Here is a 13,781-nt window from a genome sequence, read left to right on the forward strand (position 1 = left end):
TGAATGTAAGCCAAAAAGTCAAAGTCAATTGAACATTGGCTTTGACTTTTTCTTTTATAACTTCGTTCTTTTAAACCTAGTAAATAATTAAGTTAAGGAGAGATGATTGTGGCTAAAAGAGACTATTATGACGTCCTAGGTGTAAGTAAAGATGCATCTAAAGATGAAATCAAAAAAGCATATCGTAAATTATCAAAAAAATATCACCCTGATATCAATAAAGAAGAGGGTGCAGATGAGAAATTTAAAGAGATTTCAGAAGCTTACGAAGTCCTAAGCGACGATAATAAAAGAGCAAATTATGACCAATTTGGTCACGACGGACCTCAAGGTGGTTTTGGTGGTCAAGGATTTAGTGGCCAAGACTTTAGTGGATTTGGCGGAGGTGGATTTGAAGACATCTTCAGTTCATTCTTTGGTGGCTCACGTCAAAGAGATCCTAATGCACCTAGAAAAGGTGATGATCTACAATATACAATGACACTAGAATTTGAAGAAGCTGTATTTGGAACTAAAAAAGAAATCTCAATTCGTAAAGATGTGACATGTCACACTTGTAATGGCGATGGTGCTAAACCAGGTACAAGTAAAAAAACATGTAGTTACTGTAATGGGGCAGGTCATGTGTCAGTTGAGCAAAATACAATTTTAGGTCGTGTAAGAACTCAACAAACATGTCCAAAATGTGATGGAACTGGTCAAGAATTCGAAGAACCATGCCCAACATGTCATGGTAAAGGTACAGAAAATAAAACAGTTAAATTAGAAGTAACTGTACCTGAAGGTGTAGATAATGACCAACAAATTAGACTTGCTGGCGAAGGAACACCAGGAGAAAATGGCGGACCACACGGCGACTTGTATGTAGTATTTAGGGTCAAACCATCTGATAAATTTGAACGTGATGGAGACGATCTTTATTACAATTTAGATGTTAGTTTCCCTCAAGCTTCTCTTGGGGATGAAATAAAAGTTCCAACACTTAATGGTAATGTTATGTTGACAATTCCTTCAGGCACTCAAACTGGTAAACAGTTCAGATTAAAAGATAAAGGTGTCAAAAATGTTCATGGATATGGTCATGGTGATTTATTTATTAATATTAAAGTAGTTACACCTACAAAACTAACAGATAGACAAAAAGAAATAATGAGAGAGTTTGCTGAATTAAATGGTGAATCGATTGAAGAACAACCATCTAATTTTAAAGATAGAGCACGCAAATTCTTTAAAGGAGAATAAGCGAATGAACTGGACAGAACTTTCGATTGTTGTAAACCATGAAGTTGAACCTTTAGTTACTGATATATTAGAAAATTATGGATCAAATGGTGTTGTAATTGAAGATTCTAATGATTTAATTAATCAACCTGCCGATAAATTCGGTGAAATTTATGAACTGAAACAAGAAGATTATCCTGAAAAAGGTGTCCGATTAAAAGCTTATTTCAACGAATTAAAGTTTGATGATTCTTTAAGAAATAAAATTAAGACAGCTGTTACTAACCTTGAAAATATTGATTCAACTGTTTTAGATTTTTCTGAGCAAACTATAGCTGAAGTAGATTGGGAGAACGAGTGGAAAAATTATTTTCACCCCTTTAGAGCCTCGGAAAAATTCACAATTGTGCCAAGTTGGGAACAATACACTAAAGAAGATGATTCTGAAAAGTGTATTGAATTAGATCCAGGTATGGCATTTGGAACTGGAGATCATCCAACAACAAGCATGTGTCTAAATGCAATTGAGACCTACGTTGATCCTGACAATTCCGTTATTGATGTTGGAACAGGTTCTGGTATATTAAGTATTGCCAGTCATTTACTTGGAGTTAAAAGAATTAAAGCTTTGGATATTGATGAATTGGCTGTTAACGTTGCTAAAGAAAATTTTGCTAAAAATCATTGTGAAGATGCAATTGAAGCTGTACCAGGAAACTTATTAAAGAATGAAACTGAAAAATTTGATATTGTTATTGCAAATATTTTAGCTCATATTATTGAAGATATGATTGAAGATGCTTATAATACTCTAAATAAAGATGGTTATTTTATAACATCAGGTATTATAGAGGAAAAACATAAACACATATTAAATCAAATGGAAAATGTTGGATTTGATATTAAATCAGTAAATCATGACAATGGTTGGGTATGTATTGTAGGTCAGAAAGTGAGTGAATAATTTGCAAAGATACTTTATCAATCAAAACGCTGATGAAAGTCAGCGTTTTTTTATAACAAATAAAGAAGATATACATCATATTATTAATGTGATGAGAAATACAATTGGTAATCAGATTATTATAACATTTAAAGATAAAATAGTTTTTAAATCGGAAATTATTACTATTGAAAATGAGTCAATTGAAATTAAACTAATAGAGCAGATTGATATCAATTCAGAGTTACCAGTACAAGTTACTATATGTAGTGGATTAATTAAAGCCGATAAATATGAATGGCTAATTCAAAAAGCTACTGAATTAGGTGCTGATAGTTTTATAGCTGTAGAAATGGACAGATCTATAGTAAAGCTTACCTCAAATAAAGTTCAAAAAAAATTAGAACGTTGGCAAAAGATTATTAAAGAGGCTGCTGAACAAAGCTATCGCTTAATTATTCCTAATATAATTTTTAAGTCGAATTTAAATGAGATTTATGATACTATTAATCATTATGACTATATCTTGTTAGCATACGAAGATGAAGCAAAACGTGGTGAAGTTAGTCTTTTTAAAGAAACCTTGAAAAAGTTTAAAACTAACGATCGTATTTTATTAATATTTGGTCCTGAAGGCGGCTTTTCAGAAAATGAAATCACTTTATTAAATGAAACGAGTTTCAATGTTGGTTTAGGACCTCGAATTTTACGGGCAGAAACGGCGCCACTTTACGCTTTAAGTGCTATCAGTTATGAAAATGAATTAATGGGGTGAATATTATGTCAACAGTTGCGTTTCACACATTAGGTTGCAAAGTAAACCATTATGAAACTGAAGCAATTTGGCAATTATTTAAAGACGCTGATTATGACAGAGTTGATTTTGAAACTAATGCAGACGTCTTCGTAATCAACACTTGTACAGTAACAAATACTGGAGATAAAAAAAGTAGACAAATAATTAGAAGAGCAATTCGACAAAATCCAGACGCAGTGGTATGTGTGACAGGGTGTTATGCTCAGACATCTTCTGCAGAAATCATGGAAATTCCTGGCGTAGATGTAGTGGTGGGTACACAGGATAGACATAAACTATTAGACTATATCCAACAATTCAGAGAAGAACGTCAACCAATCAATGGTGTTGGAAATATCATGAAAAATCGTACATATGAAGAATTAGATGTACCATATTTTACTGATAGAACAAGAGCTTCACTAAAGATCCAAGAAGGGTGTAATAATTTCTGTACATTTTGTATCATACCATGGGCGCGTGGATTAATGCGTTCACGTGATCCAGAAAAAGTGGTTGAACAAGCTACTCAATTAGTTAACGCTGGTTATAAAGAAATTGTTTTAACTGGTATTCATACCGGTGGCTATGGTGAAGATTTAAAAGATTATAATTTAGCACAGTTACTCCGTGATTTAGAAGAAATTGATGGACTTGAACGAATTAGAATTTCTTCTATTGAAGCCAGTCAATTAACAGATGAGGTCATTGAAGTTCTAAAACGTTCAAATAAAGTTGTTAGACATTTACATGTTCCATTACAATCAGGTTCAGATACTGTCTTAAAACGAATGAGACGTAAATATACTATGGAACATTTTTCAGAAAGAATCATGAAATTACATGATGCATTACCAAATTTAGCTGTTACAAGCGATGTTATAGTTGGATTTCCAGGTGAAACGGAAGAGGAATTTCAAGAAACTTATGATTTTATTGTTAAACACAAATTCTCTGAATTACATGTTTTCCCATATTCAGCTAGAATTGGTACACCTGCTGCACGTATGGATGATCAAATTGATGAAACTATCAAAAATGAACGTGTGCATAAATTAATCACATTAAGTGATCAATTAGCTAAAGAATATGCCTCTAAATTTGAAGATGAAGTTTTAGAAGTCATTCCTGAAGAAGCTGGCGAGATAGAAGGAACATTGGTGGGGTATGCTGACAACTATATGAAAGTACAATTTGAAGGCAATGACTCTTTAATCGGTCAAATTGTAAAAGTAAAAATCGCTAAAGCTGATTATCCTATTAATACAGGTAAAGTCGTGAGAATTGTAGAACACGCAACGAACCAATCTGAAGAAGGCGTATTATTATAATTTTTAAAATTTATAATAATTTGGAATTGACCATAATAAATTCATATATTATACTAAGTAAAGCATAGTTGTATCCTACTATGCAATGACTTTAAAGTTCCGTTGATATTTGGAGGGAGGGAAATACAGATGTCTAAAACAGTAGTACGTAAAAATGAATCACTTGAAGATGCATTACGTAGATTTAAACGCTCAGTATCTAAAAGTGGTACTATCCAAGAAGTACGTAAACGTGAATTTTACGAAAAACCAAGTGTTAAACGTAAAAAGAAATCAGAAGCTGCACGTAAACGTAAATTCAAATAATTAATAACTCTGTTGACTCCCTCAACAAGAATATTAATTATATATATGCTCTCGATTAGTTAAACTAGTCGAGAGCTTTTTTATGTTAAAGATTCTACTATCACTATTATAACTAAGTGTATTCATGTATAATCGGAATTGAGAGCGAGGTGAAATTGTGAACTATTTCAATGCAATACATACAATTATCAATTCCATTTTAACCACTAATAATTTATTTAATAATCTATCCCAGTTCGTAACGAGTCCATTAATATCACTTATATTAACATGTATCATTTTTTTAGGCTTTTTATATCAATTGTATTCGAAGCGTATTAATTTTGCAGGAATTATTGCAATGCTTGCACTTTTAATTCTCTTTCTCGGTTTTTTAATAAACGGTGATGTTAATCTGATTTCTGTATTGCTATTCTTCGTTGGAGCAATACTCGTTATTATTGAATTATTTGTCATTGGTGCGGTCATAGGTATTATTGGTATATCACTGATTATACTTAGCATAATAATGTTAGGAGATAACATTCTCTTGATGCTATTAAACGTTGTGATTGCGTCAATATTGGCAATTATTGAATGGGTGATATTAGTGAAATGGTTTAAAAGGAAAATTCCATTTTTAGATAAAGTTGTGTTAAAAGATTCTACTAATTCAGAAGCAGGATATAGATCTCACGATGATCGTTCTCATTTAGTTGGTCAAACAGCTCGTACTGTGACAGATTTAAGACCTGCAGGAATTATAACGCTTGATAATGAAAGAATAGATGCCGTATCAGATGGCGCTTTTATTTTAAGAAATAAAGAAGTTAAAATTCTTGAGGTAGAAGGATCTAGAGTTGTTGTTAGAGAAATTGAAAATACATAGAGGAGTGGTTAAATGTTTGGATTAGGCATTATAGTTATAGCAGTAATCATTGTCATTGCTTTACTAGTGTTATTCTCATTTGTCCCAGTAGGACTTTGGATATCAGCAATTGCTGCTGGAGTTAAAGTAGGTATTGGAACATTAGTAGGTATGAGATTACGTCGAGTATCACCACGTAAGGTAATTGGTCCATTAATTAAAGCACATAAAGCAGGTTTGAACCTTACAACAAATCAATTAGAATCACATTACTTAGCGGGGGGTAATGTAGATAGAGTAGTCGATGCTAATATTGCTGCTCAACGTGCAGATATTAACTTACCATTCGAACGTGGTGCAGCTATTGACTTAGCTGGACGCGACGTTCTTGAAGCAGTTCAAATGTCTGTAAACCCTAAAGTAATTGCAACACCGTTTATTACTGGTGTTGCAATGAACGGTATAGAAGTAAAAGCGAAAGCTAGAATTACTGTACGTGCAAACATTTCTCGTTTAGTTGGTGGTGCCGGAGAAGAAACAATCATTGCTCGTGTAGGTGAAGGTATTGTTTCTACTATTGGTTCAAGTGAGCATCATACACAAGTACTTGAGAACCCTGATAACATTTCTAAGACTGTCTTAAGTAAAGGTCTTGATTCAGGTACAGCCTTCGAAATTTTATCTATTGATATCGCTGACGTAGATATTGGCAAAAATATCGGTGCTGACTTACAAACAGAACAAGCACTTGCAGATAAGAATATTGCACAAGCTAAAGCTGAAGAACGTCGTGCTATGGCCGTAGCTTCTGAACAAGAAATGAAAGCGCGTGTTCAAGAAATGCGTGCTAAAGTGGTTGAAGCAGAATCTGAAGTTCCACTTGCGATGGCAGAAGCATTACGTGAAGGCAATTTGGGTGTCAAAGATTACTACAATTTAAAAAACGTAGAGGCTGACACTGGTATGAGAAATGCGATAAACAAACGTACTGAACAAAATGAAGATGAATCACCAAAGTAAAATTTAAGGGGTGATTAGATGAATATTGGTATTATAATTTTTATAATATCCATAATTGTTACAGGTATTAGTGCGATGAGGGATAAGAGTCATGAACAAAGAAAAAATCAAAGACCCCCTCAGCCAAAAAAGTCAACTTCTGACAAAAAAGAAACTCATGAAAAAGGTTTTTTTGAGCAAATTGAAGAAGCATTTAGTGAGTTAGAAAAGGAATTTACAAACGAAGATAAACCATCTAACAAACAAAAGAAAGATAAACAGCCTAACACAAAACGTGTTTATCAGGATCAAAAACTTGAAAAAGAAATCGAAAAAGAGAGTGTACCAGAGGAATTAGAGCGTTCTACAAGACAACGTGGTAGAGTTGAAAGAGAAACACGTCAATCTGCCAATTCACGCGAGAGCAATAGAGACTCGAATAAACTTCAAAAAGAATTAGAAAAGCAACTTGTAGACGATTTATATAACGTACGTACAGAAATCGACCGTGAAAAAGAAAAACAACTTTCTAGAATTGAAAATGAAGCAAGAGCTATTATCAATGATAAAAATCTATCTGAACGTACCAAACGCTATAGATTAAAACAATTGTTAAATAGTAAAGCAATAGAACAAGATATGACACATCAAAGTTTTCAGTTTGATAATGATCCTGTTGTAAATGGTATTCTATGGCAAGAAATTCTCAATAAACCTAAACAATTATAATTTGAAGAAATGTTATTATTTTATAATTAAAAATTATATTTAACCCGAATTTCATTTTTAAATGATTTTCGGGTTGTTTTATTTAAATAAAAAGAAAAGGCTCATATTATAATTTAATAAATCAGCACACAAAGCCAATTAAATTTGTATACTTTAACAGACTTTAGTAAAATTTAAATGAAAGTTAATTTACTAAACACAATTTAGTTTTTACTTTTTTGAAAATTAACAAATCATGTTTAATTTTTGAATCTTAAGTGAAACTAATATAATCAAAAGATTTTACATTGTTTAAGTGAAAAGGAGCGCTTGTATGCCAGGAATAATTCAAATAGACGATATTAACCATTCTCAAGCATTAATTGGTAATAATGATGAACATATTAATGCGATTGAGGAGGCATTTGATGTCGAAATACATGCTCGTGGCCAAGAAATAGCAGTTAAAGGCCAAAAAATAGAGCCTGTAGAAAAGTCAGAATTAGTTCTTAAAAATTTATTAAAAGTAATTGAAATGGGTAACACAATTACATTAAAAGATGTAGAAGCTGCAATAAAAATGGCTAAAAATGATACAATACATCACCTTATTGATTTATATGATGAAGAAATTACAAAAGATGCTTATGGAAAAACTATTAGAGCAAAAACTATGGGACAAAGACTATATGTTAATGCAATGAAGAATAATGACTTAGTCTTTGGCATTGGGCCTGCAGGTACTGGCAAAACTTTTTTAGCAGTGGTATATGCAGCTAAACAATTAAGAAAAGGCTCAGTAAAACGTATTGTATTAACAAGACCAGCTGTTGAAGCAGGAGAGTCTCTTGGATTTTTACCCGGTGATTTAAAAGAAAAAGTAGACCCTTATTTGAGACCTCTTTATGACGGATTAAACACTGTATTAGGAAGAGAACAAACAGCTCGATTTATAGAGAGAGGTACTATTGAAATTGCACCTTTAGCCTATATGCGTGGTCGTACACTTGATGATGCGTTTGTGATTTTAGATGAAGCTCAAAATACAACGCATGCTCAAATGAAGATGTTCTTAACACGACTTGGGTTTGGTTCTAAAATGGTAGTAACAGGAGATCAAACTCAAATCGATTTACCAAAAGGTGTTAAAAGTGGACTAAAAGAAGCAGTCAAAAAATTACATGGTGTCAAAGGAATTAATATTATGCAATTAGATCAAAGTGATGTTGTAAGACACCCATTAGTAAGTAAAATAATTGATCGCTATGAAGGAGACATTTAAATGTTTACAATTGATTTTAATGATCATACAGACCTGGTAAATGAATCTTGGTATCATCAGATTGAAGATTTACTAAATTTTGCTAAAGAACAAGAGCAAATTAACGAGGATGCTGAACTTTCAGTCACATTCGTAGATAAAAATGAAATTCAAGAAATAAATAAAACTTATCGCGATAAAGATAAAGTAACAGATGTTATTTCATTCGCTCTTGAAGAAGACGAACCAGAAATTGTTGGACTAGATATGCCTAGAGTTCTCGGTGATATTATTATCTGCACTAATGTAGCTGAAGAGCAAGCTGACTCATACGGGCATTCATTTGAAAGAGAACTTGGATTTTTAGCGCTTCATGGATTTTTACATTTATTAGGTTATGATCATATGAATGAAGAAGATGAGAAAGAAATGTTTGGCCGTCAAGACACTATACTAAATGCATATGGATTGACTAGAGATTAAACATATTAAACGTTTTAAACATACGTATGATGGGTTAAAAACGCTTCTTCTAAAAGATCATAATTATTTACTACATATCATTGTTGCTTTTATAACAATTATTTTAGGTTATATTTATCAATTGAGTGCTATAGAGTGGTTATTTATATTACTAGCCATCTTTTTAGTATTAACCATAGAAGCAGTTAATACTGCAATTGAATGTGTAGTTGATTTGGTTACAATGGATTATCACGAACTTGCTAAACAGGCTAAAGATATTGCCGCATTTAGTGTTATGTTGGTATCAATATTTGCTCTAATAACTGGATTAGTTATATTTTTACCTCATATTTTCTAACTATAAAGGGGATGTTTAAATGACTTATCAATCACATTATTTTCAAGAAGCTAGAGAAGCTCAAAGCCGTGCGTATGTACCATACAGCAACTTTAAAGTAGGTGCTTATTTAAAGACCAAAGGCGGCCGTACGTTCTATGGTGCTAATGTTGAAAATGCAGCTTACCCTGCTACCATTTGTGCTGAACGTTCTAGTTTAGTGGCCGCAATTTCTGAAGGTTATCGACCTGGAGATTTTGAATCAATAACAGTAACTGTTGATTCTGAAAAACCGTCTTCTCCTTGCGGAACTTGTAGACAGGTACTTAAAGAATTATGCGATGATGATATGCCGGTATATATGACAAACCATAAAGGGGAATTACTTGAGTCAACTGTGGGAGATTTATTACCACATGGCTTTTCAGGAAAGGATTTAGAATAAATGACACAACATAAGTCAGGATTTGTATCAATAATAGGAAGACCGAATGTAGGAAAATCTACATTTATGAATAGAGTTATTGGCCATAAAATTGCAATTATGTCCGACAAGGCTCAAACAACTCGAAATAAAATCCAAGGTGTAATGACTAGAAATGATGCACAAATCATATTTTTAGACACACCGGGTATTCATAAGCCTAAACACAAATTAGGTGATTATATGATGCGTGTTGCAAAAAATACTCTATCTGAAATTGATGCAATCATGTTCATGGTTAACGTTAATGAAGAAATCGGTCGTGGCGATGAATATATCATGGAAATGCTAAAGAATGTTAAGACGCCCGTTTTCTTAGTATTAAATAAAATCGATTTAGTTCATCCTGATGCTTTAATGCCAAGAATAGAACAATATCAAAAATACATGGATTTTACTGAAATCGTACCACTATCAGCTTTAGAAGGACTAAATGTTGACCATTTTATAGATGTGTTGAAAACATATTTACCTGAAGGTCCAAAATACTATCCAGATGATCAAATCTCAGATCACCCTGAACAGTTTGTTGTCAGTGAAATCATACGTGAGAAAATTTTACATTTAACTAGTGAAGAAATTCCGCATGCAATAGGCGTAAATGTAGATAGAATGATTAAAGAAAATGACGAGCGTGTTAGAGTTGAAGCTACTATTTTTGTTGAGAGAGATTCACAAAAAGGTATTGTTATCGGTAAAGGTGGCAAGAAACTAAAAGAAGTCGGTAAAAGAGCAAGACATGATATTGAAATGTTACTAGGCTCAAAAGTTTATTTAGAACTATGGGTAAAAGTTCAAAAAGATTGGCGAAATAAAGTTAATTTTATTCGTCAAATGGGATATATTGAAGATCAAGATTAAAAATATTTGATTTTAGAAAGGTCGTGAAACTATGCTCGAAAAACAAAAAGGTATCATCATAAAGTCCGTAGATTATGGAGAATCTGATAAAATTATTACAATATTAAACGAGCATGGTGCAAAAATACCATTAATGGTTAGACGAGCTAAAAAATCAAAAACAGGTTTGCAAGCCCATACGCAACTATTTGTGTATGGCTTATTTATTTATAATAAATGGAAAGGTATGGGTACATTAAGTTCAGTTGATGTTATCAATCAATATTATTATTTACGTTTAGATATATTTAATAGTAGCTATGCTATGTTATGTGCAGAGGCAATTGAACGTTCTATGGATGATGATGACATTTCACCGTTCCATTACCAACTTTTACACTTCGTACTCGAAAAGATTTCAAATGGTGATTCAGCTCAATTAATGTCAATTATAGTTCTTTTAAAATGTATGAATCGTTTTGGGTTTACAGCATTTTTTAATCACTCAGCTATTTCAAATAGCTTTGATCAATCAAAATTAGTTGCGTATAGTTTTGTATATGATGGAACTATTCTTGAATCAGAATTACACAAAGACCCACATGCCTTTCGAATATCTAACAAAACGTTATACTTATTAGATGTTTTACAAAAATTACCAATTGATAAAATGAATCAATTTAACATTAGCCAAGAAATATTAGATGAAATGTCAGAATTAATATTATTAATTTATAAAGAATATGCAGGCATGTACTTTAAAGGTCAAAAGCTAATTAACCAACTTAAACGTATAGAATATTAATATCCAACAATACACACACTTAAAACCCCACCACAAAGAAATTTGAGGTGGGGTTAGTACTAATTATTCACATTTTATTAGAATGCCACTTTTTCAGCTAAAAATGTTTCTAACTCTGAAATAGGCATACGCACTTGTTCCATTGAATCACGGTCACGTACTGTAACTTGATTATCTTCTAATGAGTCAAAATCAAATGTAATACAATAAGGTGTACCAATTTCATCTTGTCTACGGTAACGTTTACCAATTGATTGAGACTCGTCAAAATCAATTGCAAATTTAGAACTTAATTGTTCGAAAATCTTAATAGCTTCTTCAGATAATTTTTTACTTAATGGTAAAACAGCCGCTTTATAAGGTGCTAGAGCAGGGTGGAAATGCATCACTGTACGTGCATCTTTGCTTCCTTCAACACCTTCTTCTTCATATGCATCACATAAGAATGCTAATGTAACACGATCAGCACCAAGAGATGGTTCAATACAGTATGGAACATACTTTTCGTTTGTTTCAGGGTCGTGATATTTAAAGTCTTCACCTGAATGTTCACTATGTTTTTTCAAGTCAAAGTCAGTACGGCTTGCGATACCCCATAATTCACCCCAACCAAATGGGAAGCGATATTCGATATCTGTCGTAGCATTAGAGTAATGAGATAACTCTTCTTCGTCATGGTCACGTAATCTCATGTTTTCTTCATTGATATTTAAATCTTTTAACCATTGACTAGCAAATGTTTTCCAATAATTTTGCCATTCAATTTCTTCGCCAGGTTTACAGAAGAATTCCAATTCCATTTGTTCGAACTCTCTAGTTCTGAAGATGAAGTTTCCTGGTGTAATTTCATTACGGAAAGACTTACCAATTTGACCAATACCAAATGGTAATTTTTTACGCATAGAACGTTGCACGTTTTTGTAATTCACAAAAATACCTTGTGCAGTTTCTGGTCTTAAGAAAATTTCATTTGTAGAATCTTCTGTAACACCTTGGAATGTTTTAAACATAAGATTAAATTGACGAATATCTGTCCAATTAGCAGTTCCACTTACCGGACACACAATACCTTCATCATCAATAATACGTTTCATTTCATCGAAACTCAAACCATCAGCGATAAAGTTTTCGTCGCCTTTTTCTTTTTGCATGTAATCTTCAATTAATTTATCTGCACGATAACGAATCTTACTATCTTTATTGTCAATCATAGGATCATTAAAGTTACCTAAGTGACCTGAAGCTTCCCAAGTTTTAGGATTCATTAAAATTGCAGCATCAATACCAACATTAAATGGTGATTGAGTTATGAACTTCTGCCACCATGCTTTTTTTACGTTATTTTTTAATTCAACACCTAATGGGCCATAATCCCATGTATTTGATAATCCACCATAAATATCACTACCAGGAAATACAAATCCTCTGTGTTTCGCTAATGATACAATTGTTTCCATATCTTTAACCATATAATCTCTCCTTATTTAATACATAAAAACGCCCCAAGACAATAAATAAATGTATTAATTACATTTATCATTATCTTGGGACGAGTTAATTTATTTTACTATATTGTTTTAATATAGTTGATACCTTAATAACCCGCGGTTCCACCCAAATTAGTGTAGCCACTCTCTTTTATAAAGTTTTAATATTAGCCAAATTAAAATTGTTAAGCTTACACCATCCTTAACTCGCTTACTATTAGTTTAATAGATTGATTATTTAATAGCAAGAAATTATATGTATTTGTAGCTACATAAATAAATAGGTATAATAGACGTGAATAAAAAAGGGGTGAAGACCTATAGAACTTAGTAAAAGACAAGAGCAAATCATTGAAATAGTCAAAAGCGGTGGACCTATTACTGGAGAACACATTGCCGAAAAATTAGATTTAACGCGTGCTACTCTAAGACCTGACCTAGCAATTTTAACTATGTCCGGTTTTTTAGAAGCTAGACCTCGAGTGGGTTATTATTATTCAGGAAAATCAAAAAACAAATTAATGACCGATAAATTACGCCAATATGTTGTTAAAGACTATATGTCTCCACCAGTCATTGTAAAAGAAGATATGACTGTTTATGATGCTATTTGTACCATCTTTTTAGAAGACGCAGGTACTTTATTCATTACAAATGAGCATAATGATTTTATAGGCGTTTGTTCAAGAAAGGATTTGTTACGAGCATCTATGATTGGAGAGGATATTCATACAATGCCTATCAGTGTAAACATGTCTAGAATGCCTAACTTAACTTATTTAGAAGAAGATGAACTTATTATATATGCTGCAGATCAAATGATAGAGAAAGAAATCGACTCAATACCCATTGTAAAAAATAAAGGTAATAATAAATATCAAGTCACTGGTAGAATTTCAAAAACAACAATTGCAAAATTATTTGTATCATTATTTAAAGAATAGGTGGTAG

At 32.4% G+C, this 13,781-nt stretch carries 16 protein-coding genes; 15 read left to right on the forward strand and 1 reads right to left on the reverse strand.

The window, feature by feature from the left end; genetic code table 11:
* The first annotated feature begins 108 nt into the window (after positions 1-108).
* The 14 genes from dnaJ (at position 109) to recO (ending at position 11,343) form a co-directional block, all read left to right on the forward strand.
* The gene (dnaJ, locus tag BDW31_RS05490) at positions 109-1,242 is read left to right on the forward strand and encodes a molecular chaperone DnaJ (RefSeq protein WP_037536631.1); all 1,134 of its coding nucleotides are present in this window, start codon (positions 109-111) and stop codon (positions 1,240-1,242) included.
* Between the two features lie 4 nt (positions 1,243-1,246).
* Positions 1,247-2,185 (forward strand): 50S ribosomal protein L11 methyltransferase, encoded by a 939-nt coding sequence (gene prmA, locus BDW31_RS05495; RefSeq protein WP_053024517.1) that lies wholly within the window; start codon positions 1,247-1,249, stop codon positions 2,183-2,185.
* A gap of 1 nt (position 2,186) precedes the next feature.
* On the forward strand, positions 2,187-2,939 hold the full coding sequence (locus BDW31_RS05500) for a 16S rRNA (uracil(1498)-N(3))-methyltransferase (protein WP_037550671.1): 753 nt from the start codon (positions 2,187-2,189) through the stop codon (positions 2,937-2,939).
* Between the two features lie 5 nt (positions 2,940-2,944).
* Complete coding sequence (gene mtaB / locus BDW31_RS05505; protein WP_053024516.1) at positions 2,945-4,291, forward strand: tRNA (N(6)-L-threonylcarbamoyladenosine(37)-C(2))-methylthiotransferase MtaB; 1,347 nt, start codon at positions 2,945-2,947, stop codon at positions 4,289-4,291.
* Positions 4,292-4,420: 129 nt separating this feature from the next.
* Positions 4,421-4,597 (forward strand): 30S ribosomal protein S21, encoded by a 177-nt coding sequence (rpsU, locus tag BDW31_RS05510; RefSeq protein ID WP_000048060.1) that lies wholly within the window; start codon positions 4,421-4,423, stop codon positions 4,595-4,597.
* Positions 4,598-4,793: 196 nt separating this feature from the next.
* Positions 4,794-5,465, forward strand: a complete 672-nt coding sequence (locus tag BDW31_RS05515; RefSeq protein ID WP_370741124.1) for an NfeD family protein — start codon at positions 4,794-4,796, stop codon at positions 5,463-5,465.
* A gap of 12 nt (positions 5,466-5,477) precedes the next feature.
* Complete coding sequence (gene floA / locus BDW31_RS05520) at positions 5,478-6,464, forward strand: flotillin-like protein FloA (protein WP_037536620.1); 987 nt, start codon at positions 5,478-5,480, stop codon at positions 6,462-6,464.
* Positions 6,465-6,482: 18 nt separating this feature from the next.
* A complete protein-coding gene (locus BDW31_RS05525) occupies positions 6,483-7,172 on the forward strand; it encodes a hypothetical protein (RefSeq protein ID WP_053024515.1) in 690 nt (229 codons plus the stop codon).
* Between the two features lie 313 nt (positions 7,173-7,485).
* The gene (locus BDW31_RS05530) at positions 7,486-8,433 is read left to right on the forward strand and encodes a PhoH family protein (protein WP_037550663.1); all 948 of its coding nucleotides are present in this window, start codon (positions 7,486-7,488) and stop codon (positions 8,431-8,433) included.
* The gene (ybeY, locus tag BDW31_RS05535; protein ID WP_037550661.1) at positions 8,434-8,895 is read left to right on the forward strand and encodes an rRNA maturation RNase YbeY; all 462 of its coding nucleotides are present in this window, start codon (positions 8,434-8,436) and stop codon (positions 8,893-8,895) included.
* A 4-nt stretch (positions 8,896-8,899) separates the two neighbouring features.
* A complete protein-coding gene (locus tag BDW31_RS05540) occupies positions 8,900-9,235 on the forward strand; it encodes a diacylglycerol kinase family protein (protein ID WP_053024514.1) in 336 nt (111 codons plus the stop codon).
* Between the two features lie 19 nt (positions 9,236-9,254).
* The gene (cdd, locus tag BDW31_RS05545; protein WP_053024513.1) at positions 9,255-9,659 is read left to right on the forward strand and encodes a cytidine deaminase; all 405 of its coding nucleotides are present in this window, start codon (positions 9,255-9,257) and stop codon (positions 9,657-9,659) included.
* Entirely contained in the window at positions 9,660-10,559 is a 900-nt protein-coding gene (era, locus tag BDW31_RS05550; RefSeq protein ID WP_053024512.1) for a GTPase Era, read from the forward strand.
* A 31-nt stretch (positions 10,560-10,590) separates the two neighbouring features.
* Complete coding sequence (recO, locus tag BDW31_RS05555; protein WP_037550657.1) at positions 10,591-11,343, forward strand: DNA repair protein RecO; 753 nt, start codon at positions 10,591-10,593, stop codon at positions 11,341-11,343.
* A gap of 77 nt (positions 11,344-11,420) precedes the next feature.
* Here recO and BDW31_RS05560 read toward each other — a convergent pair whose 3' ends face one another.
* Positions 11,421-12,812: a glycine--tRNA ligase gene (locus tag BDW31_RS05560; RefSeq protein ID WP_011275647.1), complete on the reverse strand. Its 1,392-nt coding sequence runs from the start codon at positions 12,810-12,812 to the stop codon at positions 11,421-11,423.
* Between the two features lie 338 nt (positions 12,813-13,150).
* Between BDW31_RS05560 and ccpN the strand changes: the two genes are divergently transcribed.
* Entirely contained in the window at positions 13,151-13,774 is a 624-nt protein-coding gene (ccpN, locus tag BDW31_RS05565) for a transcriptional regulator CcpN (RefSeq protein ID WP_075140644.1), read from the forward strand.
* Positions 13,775-13,781: the final 7 nt, after the last annotated feature.

Source organism: Staphylococcus sp. AtHG25 (assembly GCF_003217445.1).
Classification (GTDB): Bacteria; Bacillota; Bacilli; order Staphylococcales; family Staphylococcaceae; genus Staphylococcus; species Staphylococcus haemolyticus.